This window comes from Salipiger sp. PrR003, from assembly GCF_010500785.1.
Lineage (GTDB): Bacteria > Pseudomonadota > Alphaproteobacteria > Rhodobacterales > Rhodobacteraceae > Salipiger > Salipiger pacificus_A.
Genome location: NZ_JAAGOV010000087.1, coordinates 128,335 through 146,447 on the forward strand (window position 1 = coordinate 128,335; position 18,113 = coordinate 146,447).

The window sequence follows — 18,113 nt, forward strand, 5'->3', positions numbered from 1 at the left end:
ATCGCCCTCGCGCGATCCGCCCCTCGAATCAGGCCAGTCCCTCGCGGATCTGGGTCATGCCCTGAACCACGTCACCTTCCATTGCGTCAGCCGCCGCCTCGGCATCGCCATGCTGCAGCGCCGTGAGAAGATCCTTGTGACGGTCCGGTAGGTTGCGCGTGCCGAACATGCCGCAGACCACCCGCAGCGAAGGTCCGAAGCGCAGCCAGAGCCCCTCGACCAGTTCGGTCAGGATCGGCGCATCCGCAATGGCGTTGAGTTCGGCGTGGAAGCGGTGATTCTCTTCGAGATAGCCGCGCACGTCGCCGCGCGCGATGGCGTGGTCGAGCCGCGCATCGGTGTCGCGCAGCCGGGCAATGTCCTCGGGGGAACAGCGCTCGGCGGCGCGGCGGGCGAGCTGCGGTTCAAGCGCGACACGGGCCAGCAGGAGTTGCTCCACCGCCTCCGCGTCAAGCACCGGCACCATGATCCGGCGGTTGCCGCGAAAGGCCAGCGCCCCTTCCGAGATCATCCGGCGCAGCGCTTCGCGCACCGGGGTCATCCCCGCGCCGAGCTGTTCGACGAGCCCCTGGATGGTCACCGCCTGCCCCGGCTCCAGTTCGCCGAAGAGCACCATCTCGCGCAGACGCCGGTAAACCTGTTCATGGACCGGGGGGCCCGCGCCTTCTGCCCGAACATTCATCGGTTGCCTTTCATTTGATCACTTCTGCCGCCACGTTATCTTGCACGCTGTTGCGGCTCGTGGAAACATCCGAGATGTTGCCAAGAGATGCAACATTTGATCAAATTCGGGGAACCGGGGCGTCGAAGACCCCGCAACCAACGGGAGCACATGATGAAGACATCTCTTCTCACTTTCACCGCGGGCCTTGCGCTTGCGGCCGCCTCGGCCCAGGCCGAAGAAGTCCGCGTCTACAACTGGTCCGACTACATCGACGAATCGCTGCTCGAGAAATTCGAGCAGGAGACCGGCATCGACCTGATCTACGACGTTTTCGACAGCAACGAGGTCCTCGAGACCAAGATGCTCGCCGGCGGCTCGGGCTATGACGTGGTCGTCCCCACCGGCACCTTCCTGCAGCGGCAGATTGCGGCGGGCTCGTTCCAGAAGCTCGATAAGTCGAAGCTGCCGAACCTCGAGAACATGTGGGACGTGATCTCCGAGCGGACCTCCAAATACGACCCCGGCAACGACTACGCGATCAACTACATGTGGGGCACCACCGGCCTTGGCGTGAACGTGCCCAAGGTGCAGGAAATCCTCGGCGAAGACGCCCCGATCGACAGCTGGGATCTGGTGTTCAAGCCGGAGAACATGGAAAAGCTGGCAGACTGCGGCGTCTACTTCCTCGACGCGCCCTCCGAGATGATCCCGGCCGCGCTGAAGTACATCGGCGAGGAACCGGACAGCCACGATCCTGACGTGATCGCCAAGGCAGAGCCGGTCTACATGGCCATCCGCCCCTACATCCGCAAGTTCCACTCCTCCGAGTACATCAACGCGCTGGCCAACGGCGAGATCTGTGTGGCCGTGGGCTGGTCGGGTGACATCCTGCAGGCGCGCGACCGTGCTGCCGAGGCCGAGAACGGCGTCGAGGTGGCCTATAACGCGCCCAAGGAAGGCGCGCAGATGTGGTTCGACGAAATGGCCATCCCGGTTGACGCACCGAACCCGGACGGCGCTCACAAGTTCCTGAACTTCATCATGGATCCCGAGAACATGGCGGCGGCGTCGAACTACGTCTACTACGCCAACGGCAACAAGGCCTCGCAGGAGTTCCTGGCCGAGGACGTGATCGGCGACCCGGCGATCTACCCGTCGGAAGAAGCGCTGAACAACCTCTTCACCACCACGCCCTATGAGCCGAAGGTGCAGCGCGTGGTCACCCGCCTCTGGACCAAGATCAAGTCCGGCTCCTGAGCCTGACACATCCGGCCCGCCTCTCCCCGAGGGGCGGGCCATTTTCATGACAGGATCCCTCCGTATGGCTCAGACCGCCTTCGAACCCTGGACCGACCCGGACCAGAAACCGATCATCGAGTTTCGCAACGTCACCAAGAAGTTCGGCGACTTCACCGCGATCCACGATCTATCGCTGAACATCTACGAACGCGAGTTCTTCGCCCTTCTTGGCCCGTCGGGCTGCGGCAAGACCACGATGATGCGGATGCTCGCGGGCTTCGAGACGGCCACCTCCGGACACATCTTCCTGTCAGGCAAGGACATCGGCCACGTGCCGCCGAACCAGCGCCCGGTGAACATGATGTTCCAGAGCTACGCGCTCTTCCCGCATCTGTCGGTCTGGGACAACATCGCCTTCGGCCTGCGCCGCGAGAGCAAGGACAAGGCCTTCATCGGCGACCGCGTCGAGGAGATGCTGCGCCTCACCCGCCTCACCAAGTTCGCCAGGCGCAAGCCGCACCAGATTTCCGGTGGCCAGCGCCAGCGCGTCGCGCTGGCCCGCTCGCTCGCCAAGGCGCCGAAGCTGCTGCTGCTCGATGAGCCGCTCGGCGCACTCGACAGGAAACTGCGCGAGCAGACCCAGTTCGAGCTGATGGACATCCAGGAAAAGACCGGCACTACCTTCGTCATCGTCACCCATGACCAGGAAGAGGCGATGACGGTCGCCTCGCGCATCGCGGTGATGGACGAGGGCAACCTCGTGCAGGTCGCCACCCCGGCCGAGATCTACGAGGCGCCGAACTCGGTCTACGTGGCCGACTTCATCGGCGACGTGAACATCATCGAGGGGCGCGCCACCCAGCCCGGCACCAAGACCGGCATCGCCTGGGCCGAGGGTCAGCCGCCGATCCTCGCCACGCCCGCGAAAAGCGTCGAGGCCGGCCAGAGCGTGCATTTCGCCATCCGCCCCGAGAAGGTCACCATCGACGTCGAGAAGCCCGACCGCCCCAACACCTTCCGCGGCAAGGTCATCGACATCGCCTATCTCGGCAACATCTCGACCTACCACGTCGAACTCGCCGGCGGTAAGATGATCAAGGCGCAGATGGTCAATGCCCGCCGCCTCGCCAACCGCCCGATCACCTGGGAAGACGAGGTCTGGGTCGGCTTCACCGACACCGCCGGTGTTGTGCTCGAGGAGTAAGCCATGCGCCGCCTCACCCTCATCGCGATCCCCTACCTGTGGCTCTTGGCGCTGTTCCTGGTGCCCTTCCTGATCGTCCTGAAGATCTCGCTCTCTGACATCGCGCTGGCCCGACCGCCCTACACGCCGCAGCTCGATTTCGCCGCCGGCTGGGAAGGGCTGAAGACCTTCTTCTCCGAGCTCGACTTCGAGAATTTCACCTTCCTGACCACCGACGATCTCTACTGGAAGGCCTACCTCAGCTCGCTGAAGATCGCCGCGATCTCGACCTTTCTGACGCTGCTGGTCGGCTACCCGGTGGCCTACGCCATGGCCCGCGCCCCCGAGGAATGGCGCCCGACCCTGCTGATGCTGGTAATCCTGCCGTTCTGGACCTCCTTCCTGATCCGCGTCTACTCGTGGATGGGAATCCTGTCGAACGAGGGTGTCCTCAATCAGCTGCTGCTGTGGCTCGGGATCATCGACACGCCGCTGCAGATCATGAACACCACCACCGCCGTCTACATCGGCGTGGTCTACACCTACCTGCCCTTCATGATCCTGCCGATCTACTCGGCGCTGGAAAAGCTCGACGGCTCGCTGCTCGAGGCAGCCGAGGATCTCGGCTGCTCGCGCTTCGCGGCCTTCTGGCTGGTCACCTGGCCGCTGTCGCGCAACGGCATCATCGCCGGCTGTTTCCTGGTGTTCATCCCCACCATCGGCGAATTCGTCATCCCCTCGCTGCTTGGCGGGTCCGACACGCTGATGATCGGCAAGGTGCTTTGGGAAGAGTTCTTCTCGAACCGAGACTGGCCGGTGGCGAGCGCCGTGGCCGTGGTGCTGCTGTTGATCCTGATCATCCCGATCATCCTCTTCCAGCGCAACGAACAGAAGCAGCGGGAGGCCGAAGGATGAGCGCCGCCCCCTTCTTCTCTTTCCAAATACGCACCCGCCGCACCGCCGGCCGCACCAAGGGAGGCCGGGCATGAGACGCTTCAGCTGGTTCAACACGGTCTCGCTGACCCTCGGCTTCGCCTTCCTCTACCTGCCGATGGTGCTGCTGGTCTTCTACAGCTTCAACGAAAGCCGTCTCGTCACCGTCTGGGCGGGTTTCTCGACCAAATGGTACGGCGAGCTCCTGCGCGATCAGGCCTTCCTCGACGCCGCGTGGGTGACGCTGAAGGTGGCGGTCTTTTCCTCGACCCTCGCCACGATCCTCGGCACAATGGCCGCCTACGTTCTGGTCCGTGCCGGGCGCTTCCACGGGCGCACGCTGTTCTCGGGGATGATCTACGCGCCTCTGGTGATGCCCGAGGTGATCACCGGCCTCGCGCTGCTGCTGCTCTTCATCGGCATCAATCTCGACCGCGGCGTCTTCACCATCGTGCTGGCGCATACCACCTTCTCCATGTGTTACGTCTCGGTGGTGGTCTCCTCGCGGCTGACCACCTTCGACCGCTCGCTGGAAGAGGCGGCGCTGGATCTCGGCTGCTCGTCCTTCGAGGCCTTCCGGTTGGTCACCCTGCCGATCATCGCACCTGCGGTGATCTCGGGCTGGCTGCTCGCCTTCACCCTGTCGCTCGACGATCTGGTGATCGCCAGCTTCACCACCGGCCCCTCGGCCACGACCCTGCCGATCAAGATCTTCTCGGCGGTGCGCCTCGGCGTCAGCCCGCAGATCAACGCGCTCTCGACGATCATGATTGCCATCGTGACCATCGGGGTCATCACCGCCTCGATCCTGACCAAGCGGGCGGCGGTGGCGCAAAAGCGTGACGAACAGGCGGCCATCCGCGCCGAGTAACCGAAAGACAGCCATGCAACGCATATACGAAGCTGCGGCCTACGGGCCGCAGGGCGCCTGCTTCTGGGCCGACACCGTGCCGCCGATGGACTGGGCCGCGCCGAGCGCTCCGCGCCACGTCGAAGTGGCGGTGATCGGCGGCGGCTTCACCGGGCTTTCCGCCGCGCTGCATCTCGCGCAGGACGGCGTCGAAGTGGCGGTGCTCGAGGCCGACCACCCCGGTTTCGGCGCTTCCGGGCGCAACGGCGGCTTCTGCTGTCTCGGTGGCGCCAAGGCGCCCCATGCGCTGCTGCGAAAGCGGTTCGGCGAGGAGGGCCTGCGCGCCTGGTGCCAGACCGAGCGCGCCGCCATCGACACCGCGGCTGGCCTCATCTCTGCGTACGGCATCGCGGCCGACACCCATTCCGAAGGCGAGACGCTGCTCGCCCATACGCCCCGCGCATGGGCGTCTTTAAAGACCGACGCCGAGACGATGCCCGCGCTCTACGGCGTCACACCCCGGCTCACCCCGCAGGAGGGCTTGGCCGCCGAGGGGCTCGGCGGGCCCTTCTACGGCGCCATGACCACACCGCTCGGCTTCGCGCTGAACCCGCGCAAGTACCACGCCGGCCTCGCCCGCGCCGCCCAGACAAAGGGCGCCACGCTGCACGGGCACAGCCCGGTCACCGCGCTGCGCCGAGAGGGCGGCAAATGGAACCTCAGCACGCCGCAGGCGACGCTCACGGCGGACCGCGTGATTCTCGCCACCAATGGCTACTCGTCCGAGGACCTTCCCGACTGGCTGCGGGGGCGCTACATGCCGGTGCAGTCGAGTGTCATCGTCACCGAGCCGCTCACCGAGATGCAGCGCGCCGCCGCAGGCTGGACCTCGCGCCAGATGGCCTATGACACCCGCCAGCTGCTGCACTATTTCCGCCTGCTGCCCGACAACCGCTTCCTCTTTGGCATGCGCGGCGGGCTTACCGCCACGCCCCGTGCGCAAAGGGCGATCAGCGCGAGGATCCGCCGCGAGTTCCACGCCATGTTCCCCGCCTGGAGGGACGTGACGATCAGCCACGAATGGGCCGGCCTCGTCTGCCTGATGGCGCGGCTTACCCCTTTCGTCGGTGCGGTCCCCGATCACCCGGGGCTTTTCGCCGGCATGGGCTTTCACGGCAACGGCGTCGCCATGGGCAGCCACGCCGGCCTGATGCTGGCCGATCTCGTGCAGGGCAAATCCCCCCGCACCCCCTATCCCGTGGCGCTGCAGACGCCGCCGAGCCGCTTCCCCCTTGGCCGATTCCGCCGCGCCCTGCTCGCCCCCGCCTATCTCGGCGCCGCGCTCTTCGATCTCTGACTCGCTGCGTTTTCTAGGCGGCGCTATTCGCCGGGGGTGGGCGCCGTGCGCGACGCGGGCAGTGCCCTCGCGGCCCCGTCGCTGACAGACCCGCGGCGCCCAACCGCCCAATATTTCATCGGCTGCCCATTTCATACCACCTTCCGCGCGTGCGCCAGCTTTACAACCCCCGCGCCGGCGTGGCCGATAGGAGCCATGTCCTCCGCCTCACTCTCCATCGCCATCGTGGAAACCGACCGGGAACGCGCCCTGCTGATCCAGCAGAGCCTGCGCGAAGCCGGCGAGTTCGACATCCACGTCGTTTCGGAAATCCCCGGCCTTGCCCGGCGCATCCAGCAGCTCAGCCCCGACGTGGTGCTGATCGATCTGGAAAGCCCCTCGCGCGATATGCTCGAGGAGCTGGCGCTCGCCTCCGGCCCGCTCGAGCGCCCGGTCGCGATGTTCGTCGACCGCTCCGGCGACGGGCTCACCGACGCGGCGATCGAGGCGGGGGTTTCGGCCTATGTGGTCGACGGGCTGACGCCGCAGCGGGTGAAGCCGGTGCTTGACGCCGCCATCGCCCGCTTCCGCATGTTCCAGCGGATGCGCACCGAACTGGCCGAGACCAAGCGCGCGCTCGAAGAGCGCAAGGTGATCGACCGCGCCAAGGGCATGCTGATGAAGGCCAGAGGCGTCGGCGAGGACGAGGCCTATGCGCTCTTGCGCAAGGCCGCGATGGACCAGGGCAAGCGTGTCGCCGACGTGGCGCAAGCGCTGGTGACCGCGGCGGGGCTGCTGGGATGAAGACCACCACGCTGTCTGTCGGGTTCATTCCCCTCACCGATTCCGCGCCGCTGATCATCGCGCAGGAGATGGGCTATGCCGCCGAGGAAGGCATCGCCCTCGACCTCAAGCGCGCCCCCTCGTGGTCGAGCCTGCGCGACATGCTCAGTTTCGGGCGGGTGGATGCCGCCCACATGCTCTCGCCGGTGCCGGTGGCGAGCGCGCTGGGTCTTGGCGGCGCCGGTGTGCCGCTCTCGGCGGTTTCGGTGCTCTCGGTCAATGGCAATGTCATCGGCGTCAGCAACGCACTGGCCGAGAAGCTGCGGGCGCAAGGCCACGACTTCGGCTTCGACGACGCCCGCGCCGCGGGCGAGGCGTTGATCGCCGCCACCGACGAAACCTTGCGCATCGGTGTGCCCTTCCCCTTCTCGATGCATGCCGAGTTGCTCTACTACTGGCTTTCCGCCCTTGGCCTGTCGGTGCCCGAGGCGCTGCAGGTGCGCACCGTTCCGCCGCCGCTCATGGCCGATGCTCTGGAGGCGGGCGAGATCGACGCTTTCTGCGTCGGCGAGCCCTGGGGCAGCATCGCGGTAGAAAACGGTGTCGGCGCGCTCTTGCTGCCGGGCACCGCGATCTGGTCCTTCGCCCCGGAAAAGGTACTGGCGATCCGCAGCGACTGGGCCGAGACCGAGCAGTCCTTGCTGAGCCGGCTGATCCGCGCCACCTGGCGCGCCGGCCGCTGGCTCGCGGAGCCCGCCTCGCGCTCGCTCGCCTCCGAGATCCTCAGCCGCCCCGACTATCTCGGCCTGCCCGCCGAGGTGCTCGACCGGGCGCTCACCGGGCGCATGGTCATCTCGGCGCAGGGCGAGGAGCGGCAGGTCCCGCGGATGCTCGAATTCCACGACGGCGCCGCCACCTTCCCCTGGCGCAGCCAGGCCGAATGGATCGGCCGCCAGCTTGCCGCCCGCGCGCGGCTCGACCCCGAGGCCGCGGCTGGGGCCGCCCGAGCCACCTTCCGCTCGGACCTGCATCGCGCCGCGCTGGCCGGAACCAGCGCCGATCTGCCCGGCGCCTCGTCGAAGCTCGAGGGAAGCCTGACTACAAGGCTCCCCGTCGCCTCGGAATCAGGCCGGCTGTTTCTCGGCCCTGACGAATTCTTCGATGGCCGCATTTTTGAGCCGCGCGGAGGCTGATGCCGCGATTTTGCGCATGCAGCAAGGAGGCTGCGCAAAATACCCTGACTCCAGCGCAGGAATAGGGATTTCCCTTTGATCCACGGTCTCCACTGAGGCACACAGAGTCTCACGGTCAGGCAATGGCGCCCGACCCGAAGATTTCTCCCAATGCCTGGGATCCATGAGCAAAGCCGCTCGACCCCGTGACATCCGTCACGGTGAGTCAGCGGCTTTTTGTCTTGGTCCGGGCGCATCCCATTCCGGACCTTCCAACAAGGGACGGAACGAACATGAAGAAACTTCTCATCGCTCTCGCCACCTCCACCGCGCTGATCTCCCCGGCCATGGCCCAGGAGCTGGAAAAGGACGAGCTGACCTTCGGCTTCATCAAGCTGACCGACATGGCGCCGCTCGCGGTAGCCTACGAGCAGGGTTACTTCCTCGACGAGGGGCTCTTTGTCACGCTCGAGGCGCAGGCCAACTGGAAGGTGCTGCTCGACGGGGTGATCGGCGGCACCCTCGATGGCGCCCACATGCTGGCTGGCCAGCCGCTCGCCGCCACCATCGGCTATGGCACCGAGGCGCATATCATCACGCCCTTCTCGATGGACCTGAACGGCAACGGCATCACCGTGTCGAACGAGGTCTGGGAGATGATGAAGCCGAACATCCCGGAAACCGACGCCGGTCTGCCGCAGCACCCGATCAGCGCCGAGGCGCTGGTGCCGGTGGTCGAGAAGTTCAACTCCGAGGGCAAGCCTTTCAACATGGGCATGGTGTTCCCCGTCTCGACCCACAATTACGAGCTGCGCTACTGGCTCGCCGCCGGCGGCTTGAACCCGGGCTTCTATTCCCCGGAGAACATCTCGGGCCAGATCGGCGCCGACGTCATGCTCTCGGTCACCCCGCCGCCGCAGATGCCCGCCACGCTCGAGGCCGGCACCATTTCGGGCTACTGCGTGGGCGAGCCCTGGAACCAGCAGGCGGTGTTCAAGGGCATCGGCGTGCCGGTGATCACCGACTACGAGCTGTGGAAGAACAACCCTGAGAAGGTCTTCGGCATCACCGCCGAGTTCGCCGAGGAAAACCCCAACACCACCAAGGCCGTGGTCAAGGCGCTGATCCGTGCTGCCATGTGGCTCGACGAGAATGACAACGCCAACCGCATGGAAGCGGTGCAGATGCTGTCGAAGCCGGAATACGTGGGCGCCGACGCCGAGGTGATCGCAAACTCGATGACCGGCACCTTCGAGTATGAGAAGGGCGACGTGCGCGAGGTGCCGGACTTCAACGTCTTTTTCCGGCACAACGCCACCTACCCCTACTACTCGGATGCCGTCTGGTACCTCACGCAGATGCGCCGGTGGGGCCAGATCGCCGAAGCCAAGCCCGACAGCTGGTACGACGAGGTGGCGAAGTCGGTCTACAAGCCGGAGATCTACCTCGAGGCCGCCCGCGCGCTGGTCGACGAGGGGCTGGCCAAAGAGGCCTACTTCGATTGGGCCAGTGACGGCTACAAGGCGCCGACCCCGTCCGAGGACATCATCGACGGCATCGCCTACGACGGCAAGGCGCCCAATGCCTATCTCGAGAGCCTGCCGATCGGCCTGAAGGGCGACCAGAAGGTCATCGGCAACGAAGTCCAGGGCTGACCCCGCCTGCCCCCCTCTGGGCCGGGCGCCACGCGTCCGCCCCCCCCTCCCTCTTCCTCATCCCGATGCGCGCCGCTCCCCCCCGCGCCATCCAGACCAAGGACCGGACAAATGACCACCGTCGACCCCGATTTCGCCCGAGACGCCGAGCGCGAGGCTCGCCGGGCGCGTCTCTTCACCCGCATCAACAAGGCGGATGCCTGGTTCAAGGTGCTCGGCCTCGCCTGGATCACCCCGCTGCTCAAGGCCGCCGCCGGCGACAACCCCCGCGCCCAGATGAAGGATGTCTGGCGCCTGCTGGGTGTGCCGCTTGTCGCCATCGCCGCCTTCCTCCTGCTCTGGGGCACGCTGGCACCGCAGGTACAGACCTCTCTCGGCGCGGTGCCCGGCCCGGCGCAGGTCTGGTCCGAGGCGGTGAACCTGCACCATGATGCGCAGGCCAAGGCCGCCAAGCAGGCCAAGTTCGAAACCATGGTGGCGCAGCGCAACGAAAAGCTGATCGCCGCAGGCAAGCCCGATCAGGTCAAGGACGTTGCCTACACTGGCGCGCCGAGCTACTACCAGCAGATCTGGACCTCGATCAAAACCGTCTTCTTCGGCTTCCTGATCGCCTCCGCCGTCGCCATTCCGCTGGGAATCTGCGCGGGCCTCTCGCCCACCGCCAATGCCGCGATCAACCCGCTGGTGCAGATCTTCAAGCCAGTCTCGCCGCTGGCCTGGCTGCCGATCGTAACCATGGTGGTCTCGGCTGCCTATGCCACCAACGACGGCATGTTCTCCAAATCCTTCCTGATCTCGGCGATCACTGTGACGCTCTGCTCGCTCTGGCCGACGCTGATCAACACCGCACTTGGCGTGGCCTCGATCGACAAGGATCTGGTGAACGTCTCGAAGGTGCTCAAGATGAACACCTACACCAAGATCACCAAGCTGGTGCTGCCCTCGGCCCTGCCGCTGATCTTCACCGGTCTGCGCCTGTCGCTCGGCGTGGGCTGGATGGTGCTGATTGCCGCCGAGATGCTCGCCCAGAACCCAGGCCTCGGCAAGTTCGTCTGGGACGAGTTCCAGAACGGCTCGTCGTCGTCGCTGGCCAAGATCATGGTCGCGGTCTTCACCATCGGCATCATCGGCTTCCTGCTGGACCGCGTGATGTATGCCCTGCAATCCCTCTTCACCTTCTCGAGCAACCGGTGAGCGCAATGGCCATCCTTGAGTTCCAGAACGTCTCGAAAAGCTTCGGCGAGGGCACCCAGGCGACCCACGTGCTGAAGGACATCAACCTGACTGTCGAGGAGGGCGAGTTCCTTGTCATCCTCGGCTTCTCCGGCACCGGCAAGACCACGCTTATCAACCTGATGGCCGGGCTCGAGACGCCGAGCAAAGGCCGCGTCGCCTTCAAGGGCTACGACATCGAGGGCCCCGGCCCAGAGCGCGGCGTGATCTTCCAGAACTACTCGCTGATGCCCTGGCTCACGGTGGAGGGCAACGTGCGCCTCGCGCTCGACGCGGTCTTCCCCGAGATGACCAAGACCGAGAAATCGAAGAAGACCGCCCATTACATCAAGATGGTCGGCCTCAGCCACGCCGCGCACCGCCGTCCTGCCGAGCTCTCGGGCGGGATGCGCCAGCGCGTCAACGTCGCCCGGGCACTGGCCATGTCGCCCGAGATGCTGTTGCTCGACGAGCCGCTCTCGGCGCTCGACGCGCTGACCCGCGCCAACCTCGCCGACGAGATCGAGGCGATCTGGGAGCAGGACAAGAAGACCTGCGTGCTGATCACCAACGACGTCGACGAGGCGATTACCCTCGCCGACCGGATCATCTCGCTGAACCCCGACGGCACGCTGGGCGCCGAATTCCGCGTCGACATTCCCCGCCCGCGCGAACGCAGCGAGATGAACCACCACGAGGGGTTCAAGAAGCTGCGCGCCGAGGTCACCGGCTACCTGATGGACGTCGGCATCAAGGCAAAGGTCGAGGGCTCGCGCATCCTGCCAAACGTCACCCCGATCCACGCCGTGCCCGCTGCGGTGCAGAAGGCGCAGGAAGGAATGATCGACGAGCGTTTCCTCGACTTCAGCCAGCTGCACAAAATCTACCCCACCCCCAAGGGCCCGCTGACGGTGGTCGAGGACTTCAACCTCAAGGTCAACCGCGGCGAGTTCATCTCGCTGATCGGCCACTCGGGCTGCGGCAAGTCCACCGTGCTGACCATGGCCGCCGGGCTCAACGGCATCTCGAAGGGCGCGATCAAGCTCGATGGCCGCCACGTCGAAGGGGCCGATCCCGAGCGCGCCGTGGTGTTCCAGTCGCCGAACCTCTTCCCCTGGCTCACCGCCCGCGAGAACTGCGCCATCGGCGTCGACAAGGTCTATCCCAAGGCCAGCCAGGCCGAACGTCAGGACGTTGTGGAATACTACCTCGAACGGGTCGGGCTGGCCGATGCCATGGACCGCGGCGCCGCCGACATGTCCAACGGCATGAAGCAGCGCGTCGGCATCGCCCGCGCCTTCGCGCTCTCGCCCAAGCTGCTGCTGCTCGACGAGCCCTTCGGTATGCTCGACAGCCTCACCCGCTGGGAGCTGCAGGAAGTGCTGATGGAGGTCTGGAGCCGCACCAAGGTCACCGCGATCTGCGTCACCCATGACGTCGACGAGGCGATCCTGCTGGCTGACCGCGTGGTGATGATGACCAACGGCCCGCAGGCCACCATCGGCAAGATCACCGATGTGAACCTGCCCCGCCCGCGCACCCGCAAGGCGCTGCTCGAGCACGCCGACTACTACGCCTACCGCCAGGAAGTGCTCGATTTCCTCGAAGAATATGAACACGGCGCCAAGCCCAAACCCCAACCGGCCGCCAAGGCCATCGCAGCGGAGTGACCAAGATGGCGAAGAAACTCATCGTGATCGGTGCCGGCATGGCCTCTGGCCGCATGCTGGAACATCTGATCGACGAGGCGCCCGGCGCCTATGACATCACGCTCTTCAACGCCGAGCCGCGCGGCAACTACAACCGGCTGATGCTCTCGCCAGTGCTGTCGGGTGAAAAGACCTACGAGGACATCGTCACCCATGACGCCGCTTGGTACGAAGAGCGGGGCGTGACCTGCCGCTTCGGCGAGAAGGTCGTGGCGATCGACACCGCTGCAAAGGTGGTTACCGGCGAGAAAGGCACCCTGCCCTACGACAAGCTGGTCATCGCCACCGGGTCGAACCCCTTCATCATCCCGCTTCCGGGACATGACCTGGAGGGCGTCATCCCCTACCGCGACCTTGAGGACACCGAGGCGATGATGGCGCTTGGCGCGGCCAAAAGGGCGGTTGTCATCGGCGGCGGCCTTCTGGGGCTGGAAGCCGCCGCCGGCATGGCCGCACGCGGCACCGAGGTCGACGTGGTGCACATCATGGGCCACCTGATGGAGCGCCAGCTCGACGAGGCGGCGGGCTACTTGCTGCGCAAGTCGCTGGTCGACAAGGGCATCCGCATCCACTGCAAGGCCAACTCCAAGCAGATCCTCGCGGACGACCGCGGCCATGTCCGCGCGCTGCAACTGGATGACGGCACCGAGCTGCCCTGCGACCTGCTGGTCATGGCCGTCGGCATCCGCCCGAGCACCGCGCTCGGCAAGGCGGCGGGGCTTGAGGTGAACCGCGGCATTGTCGTCGACGACCAGATGGTCACCTCGGACCCCGATGTTCTGGCGCTTGGCGAATGCGTCGAGCACGCCGGGGCGATCTTCGGCCTTGTCGCGCCGCTTTACGATCAGGCCAAGGTGCTGGCCAAGACCCTGCTCGGGCAGGAGGCGAGCTTCTTGCAGAAGGAAGTTGCCACCAAGCTCAAGGTCACCGGCTGCGATCTCTTCTCGGCGGGCGATTTCGCCGAAGGTGACGGCCGCGAGGACATTGTTTTCCGCGACCCGGCCCGCGGCGTCTACAAGCGGCTGATCCTCAAGGGCAATCGCCTGATCGGCGCGGTCATGTATGGCGACACCGCCGACGGCGCGTGGTTCCACGGCCTTATCAAGGACGCCACCGACGTCGAGGAGATGCGCGAGACGCTGATCTTCGGACCGGCCTACCAGGGGGGGGCCGCTGCGGACCCTATGGCGGCCGTTGCAGCCTTACCGCGTGACGCGGAGATCTGCGGCTGTAACGGCGTCTGCAAGGGACAGATCGAAGATGCCATCCTCACCGGCGCGACCGACCTCGGGGCGATCCGCGCCACCACCAAGGCGAGTGCCTCCTGCGGCACCTGCACCGGGCTGGTCGAGCAACTGCTCGGCGCAACGCTGGGCGATGACTTCGTCATCCCCGCCGCGCGATCCATCTGCGGCTGCACCGATCTCAGCCATGAGGACGTGCGCCGCCTGATTAAGTCGCAGGAGCTTAAATCGCAGGAGGCGGTCTGGCAGGAACTCGGCTGGACCACGCGCAACGGCTGCCATGTCTGCCGCCCGGCGGTGAACTTCTACCTGCTCGCCGACTGGCCGCTCGACTACGTGGACGACCCGCAGAGCCGCTTCGTCAACGAGCGCAACCACGCCAACATCCAGAAGGACGGCACCTATAGCGTGATGCCCCGCATGTGGGGCGGCATGACCACCCCGCAGGAATTGATGGCCATCGCACAGGCGGCCGAGAAATACGGCGCCACGGTCAAGGTCACCGGCGGCCAGCGCATCGACCTTCTGGGGGTGAAAAAGGAAGACCTGCCCGCCATCTGGCATGACCTCAATCAGGCCGGCATGGTCTCGGGCCACGCCTACACCAAGGGTCTGCGCACGGTGAAGACCTGCGTGGGCAGCGACTGGTGCCGCTTCGGCACGCAGGATAGCACCGGGCTCGGCATCGCGCTCGAGCGGAGGCTGTGGGGCTCTTGGACGCCGCATAAGGTCAAGCTCGGCGTCTCGGGCTGCCCGCGCAACTGCGCCGAGGCCACCTGCAAGGACGTCGGCATCGTCTGCGTCGACTCTGGCTTCCAGATCGGCGTCGCCGGGGCCGCGGGCATGGACGTGAAGGAGACCGAGCGTCTGGTGGACGTGCGCACCGAGGAAGAGGCGATGGAATGGACCGTCGCCTTCATCCAGCTCTACCGCGAGCACGCCAAGTATCTCGACAGGCCCTACAAATGGGTCGCCAAGGTGGGGCTCGACTGGGTGAAGGAAACCCTCGCGGATGCCGCTGAGCGGCAAGCGCTGGTCGAGCGTTTCGACCTGTCGCAATCCGTCTACCAAAAGGACCCCTGGGCCGAGCGGGCCAAACCGGAGGTGGCGCGCCGCTTCCACCCGCTCGCCGATCTCACGCTGGAGGCTGCGGAATGAGCTGGATCGACATCGGACATATCGACGACATCCCCCTGCGCGGGGCGCGGCTGGTAAAGACCCCCGTGGGCTGCGTGGCGATCTTCCGCACCGCCGAGGCGGAGGTTTTCGCCGCCTCCAACGCCTGCCCGCACAAGGCGGGGCCGCTCTCGGAGGGCATCGTGCACGGCCAGAAGGTTACCTGCCCGCTGCACAACTGGGTGTTCGACCTCCACACCGGTGAGGCGCAGGGCGCCGACGAGGGTCGCATCGCCACCTACCCGGTGCGGCTCGAGGGGGCGCGTATCCTGCTCGACGGCCATGCCGTCGGAAAGCGGAGCGCCGCGTGATGGACGGCTCGGGCCTGCCTGAAATCCGCTCGACCTGCGCCTATTGCGGCGTCGGCTGCGGCGTGCTGCTGCGCCCCGACGGGGCGGGCGGGCTCGTCGTGCGCGGCGACCCCGCGCACCCGGCCAACAAGGGGCGCCTCTGCTCCAAGGGCTCGCAATTGGGCGAGACGGTGGGGCTTGAGGGCCGGTTGCTGAAGCCGCGGGTCAACGGGCTCGACAGCGAGTGGGATGCCGCGCTCGACCTCGTCGCCCTGCGCTTCCGCGAGACCATCGCCGAGCACGGGCCGAACAGCGTGGCCTTCTACGTCTCGGGTCAGATGCTGACCGAGGATTACTACGTCGCCAACAAGCTGATGAAGGGCTTCATCGGCTCCGCCAACATCGACACCAACTCGCGACTCTGCATGGCCTCGACCGTGGCAGGCCACAAGCGCGCCTTCGGCACCGACACCGTGCCCGGCAGCTACGAGGACCTCGAAGAGGCCGATCTGGTGGTGCTGGTGGGCAGCAACCTTGCGTGGTGCCACCCGGTGCTGTTCCAGCGCGTCGTCGCTGCGAAGAAGGCGCGCCCGGGCATGAAGGTCGTCGTGGTCGATCCGCGCCGCACCGCCACCTGCGACGCCGCCGACCTGCACCTGCCGCTGAAGGCCGGAACGGATGTGGCGCTGTTCAACGGACTGCTGACCGAGATCGCCGCGCAGGGCGCGGTGGACGCAGATTTCATCACCCATGTCGAGGGTTTCGAAGCCGCGTTGGGATCGGCCTCGGACGATGATCCTGCCCGCACCGGGCTCGACACCGCCACGCTGCGGCGGTTCTACGATCTCTTCGTGCGCACCAAGAAAGTCGTCACCGTTTTCTCGCAGGGCGTGAACCAGTCCTCCTCGGGCACCGACAAGGTCAATGCGATCCTCAACTGCCACCTCGCCACCGGGCGCATCGGCAAGCCGGGCATGGGGCCGCTTTCTGTCACCGGCCAGCCCAACGCCATGGGCGGGCGCGAGGTCGGCGGGCTGGCGAACATGCTGGCCTGCCATCTAGATATCGAGAATATTTCCCACCGCTCCGCCGTGCGCGAATTCTGGTCCGCGCCCACCATCCCCGACACGCCCGGGCTGAAGACGGTGGACCTTTTCCAGGCCGTGGGCGAGGGCCGGATAAAGGCGCTCTGGGTGATCCACACCAACCCCGCCGTCACCATGCCCGACGCCGACCGGGTGCGTGACGCGATCAAGGACTGCCCCTTCGTGGTGGTCAGCGACATCACCGCCGCCACCGACACCGCCCGGCTTGCGGATGTGCTGCTGCCCGCCACCGCTTGGGGCGAGAAGGAGGGCACCGTCACCAATTCCGACCGCACCATCTCGCGCCAGCGCGCCGCCCTGCCCGCGCCCGGCGCGGCAAAACCCGACTGGGAAATCCTCTCGGAAGTGGGAAGGCGCATGGGCTGGCATTCGGCTTTCGACTATGCCTCCCCCGCCGAGATCTTCCGCGAGCACGCCGCGCTTTCGGGCATCGCCGGCGGTTTCGGCAAGGATTTCGACATCTCGGGCCATGCCGATCTTTCAGACGCAGCATACCACGCGCTCGCGCCCTTTCGCTGGCCCTACGCCGGAGCGCGCAGGGGCGGGCGGTTCTTTGGCGACGGCGCCTTCTACACCGAGAGTGGCCGCGCCCGCATGGTGCCGGTGAAATGGAAGGACTTCGCTCAGAAGACCGCACGTCGCTTCCCCTTCCGCTTCAACACCGGGCGTATCCGCGACCAGTGGCACACGATGACCCGCACGGCGCGCTCGCCGCGGCTGTCGGCGCATCTCGCCGAGCCCTTCGTCGAGATCCATCCCGAGGACGCGGCGGCGCTGGCGATCGCGCCCGCCAGCCTCGTGCGGGTCACCTCCACTCACGGAACGGCCCTCCTGCGGGCCCTCATCACCGACAAGGTGCAGCGCGGCGAGGTCTTTGCCCCCATACACTGGACCGGCGAGACCGCGCCCGCCGCCCGCATCGACGCGCTCGTGCCCCCCATCACCGACCCGATCTCGGGCCAGCCCGAGAGCAAGGGCGCGGTGGTCGCGCTCGCGCCCTTCAGCGCCAAGTGGTACGGCTTTGCCGTTTCCTGCACCGAGATGGCGCCCGAAAGCGACTATTGGGCGGTCGCCCGCACCGAGAGCGGCTGGCGGCTCGAGATGGCCGGGAGCGAGGCTCCCGAAGACTGGGAGGCCGAGGCGCGCCGCCTCTTCGACCTGCCGCGCGCCGAGGCTCAGGTGGTCAGCGATCCGCGCCGTGGTTCGGTCCGCATCGCCTTTCACGCCGAGGGCCGGCTGCGCGCCGCGCTCTTCGTCTCGCCCGAGCCGGTGGGGGTGATGCGCAGCCATGTCGCCACGCTGCCCGGTGAAGAAGCGCCGCATGTGCTCACCGGACGCGCCCCCGCCGACCAGCCCGATCCTGGTCCGGTGGTCTGCGCCTGCTTCAACGTCGGGGTGAACACCATCCTGGACGGCATCGAGACGCAGGGGCTGATGAGTGTCGACGCCATCGGCGCGGCGCTGCAGGCGGGCAGCAACTGCGGCTCCTGCCGCCCCGAGCTCGCGGCCCTGCTGTCCCGCGCCAAGACCTTGACCCCCGAAGCCGCAGAATGAGGAGCCC

The 18,113-nt window shown here is 66.5% G+C and carries 14 protein-coding genes; 13 read left to right on the forward strand and 1 reads right to left on the reverse strand.

Annotated elements, in window-relative coordinates; translation table 11 throughout:
- Window positions 1-28: 28 nt before the first annotated feature.
- Window positions 29-682: a GntR family transcriptional regulator gene (locus G0D83_RS27225; RefSeq protein ID WP_164197648.1), complete on the reverse strand. Its 654-nt coding sequence runs from the start codon at window positions 680-682 to the stop codon at window positions 29-31.
- Window positions 683-835: 153 nt separating this feature from the next.
- Between G0D83_RS27225 and G0D83_RS27230 the strand changes: the two genes are divergently transcribed.
- The 13 genes from G0D83_RS27230 (at window position 836) to G0D83_RS27290 (ending at window position 18,106) form a co-directional block, all read left to right on the forward strand.
- The gene (locus G0D83_RS27230) at window positions 836-1,921 is read left to right on the forward strand and encodes a polyamine ABC transporter substrate-binding protein (protein WP_108967473.1); all 1,086 of its coding nucleotides are present in this window, start codon (window positions 836-838) and stop codon (window positions 1,919-1,921) included.
- Window positions 1,922-1,985: 64 nt separating this feature from the next.
- Window positions 1,986-3,107 carry an ABC transporter ATP-binding protein gene (locus G0D83_RS27235; RefSeq protein WP_164197649.1) on the forward strand — a complete coding sequence of 374 codons (1,122 nt, stop codon included), beginning with the start codon at window positions 1,986-1,988 and terminating at the stop codon, window positions 3,105-3,107.
- Window positions 3,108-3,110: 3 nt separating this feature from the next.
- The gene (locus G0D83_RS27240; RefSeq protein ID WP_108964355.1) at window positions 3,111-4,001 is read left to right on the forward strand and encodes an ABC transporter permease subunit; all 891 of its coding nucleotides are present in this window, start codon (window positions 3,111-3,113) and stop codon (window positions 3,999-4,001) included.
- Between the two features lie 70 nt (window positions 4,002-4,071).
- On the forward strand, window positions 4,072-4,890 hold the full coding sequence (locus tag G0D83_RS27245) for an ABC transporter permease (protein ID WP_108964354.1): 819 nt from the start codon (window positions 4,072-4,074) through the stop codon (window positions 4,888-4,890).
- 13 nt (window positions 4,891-4,903) lie between these two features.
- A complete protein-coding gene (locus G0D83_RS27250; protein WP_164197650.1) occupies window positions 4,904-6,226 on the forward strand; it encodes an FAD-binding oxidoreductase in 1,323 nt (440 codons plus the stop codon).
- Between the two features lie 195 nt (window positions 6,227-6,421).
- Window positions 6,422-7,009, forward strand: coding sequence for an ANTAR domain-containing response regulator (locus tag G0D83_RS27255; RefSeq protein WP_108964352.1), 588 nt, complete (start codon window positions 6,422-6,424; stop codon window positions 7,007-7,009).
- Window positions 7,006-8,181, forward strand: a complete 1,176-nt coding sequence (locus G0D83_RS27260) for a CmpA/NrtA family ABC transporter substrate-binding protein (RefSeq protein ID WP_164197651.1) — start codon at window positions 7,006-7,008, stop codon at window positions 8,179-8,181. Before G0D83_RS27255 ends, G0D83_RS27260 begins: the two co-directional genes overlap by 4 nt.
- Before the next feature lie 272 nt (window positions 8,182-8,453).
- Window positions 8,454-9,815: a CmpA/NrtA family ABC transporter substrate-binding protein gene (locus G0D83_RS27265; protein ID WP_164197652.1), complete on the forward strand. Its 1,362-nt coding sequence runs from the start codon at window positions 8,454-8,456 to the stop codon at window positions 9,813-9,815.
- Window positions 9,816-9,926: 111 nt separating this feature from the next.
- On the forward strand, window positions 9,927-11,009 hold the full coding sequence (locus G0D83_RS27270; RefSeq protein ID WP_164197653.1) for an ABC transporter permease: 1,083 nt from the start codon (window positions 9,927-9,929) through the stop codon (window positions 11,007-11,009).
- A 5-nt stretch (window positions 11,010-11,014) separates the two neighbouring features.
- Window positions 11,015-12,697 carry an ABC transporter ATP-binding protein gene (locus G0D83_RS27275; RefSeq protein WP_164197654.1) on the forward strand — a complete coding sequence of 561 codons (1,683 nt, stop codon included), beginning with the start codon at window positions 11,015-11,017 and terminating at the stop codon, window positions 12,695-12,697.
- A gap of 5 nt (window positions 12,698-12,702) precedes the next feature.
- Window positions 12,703-15,138, forward strand: a complete 2,436-nt coding sequence (gene nirB, locus G0D83_RS27280) for a nitrite reductase large subunit NirB (RefSeq protein WP_164197655.1) — start codon at window positions 12,703-12,705, stop codon at window positions 15,136-15,138.
- Window positions 15,135-15,467, forward strand: a complete 333-nt coding sequence (gene nirD / locus G0D83_RS27285) for a nitrite reductase small subunit NirD (RefSeq protein ID WP_164197656.1) — start codon at window positions 15,135-15,137, stop codon at window positions 15,465-15,467. Before nirB ends, nirD begins: the two co-directional genes overlap by 4 nt.
- A complete protein-coding gene (locus tag G0D83_RS27290) occupies window positions 15,467-18,106 on the forward strand; it encodes a nitrate reductase (protein WP_164197732.1) in 2,640 nt (879 codons plus the stop codon). The genes nirD and G0D83_RS27290 overlap by 1 nt, the downstream gene beginning before the upstream one ends.
- The last annotated feature ends 7 nt before the right edge of the window (window positions 18,107-18,113 follow it).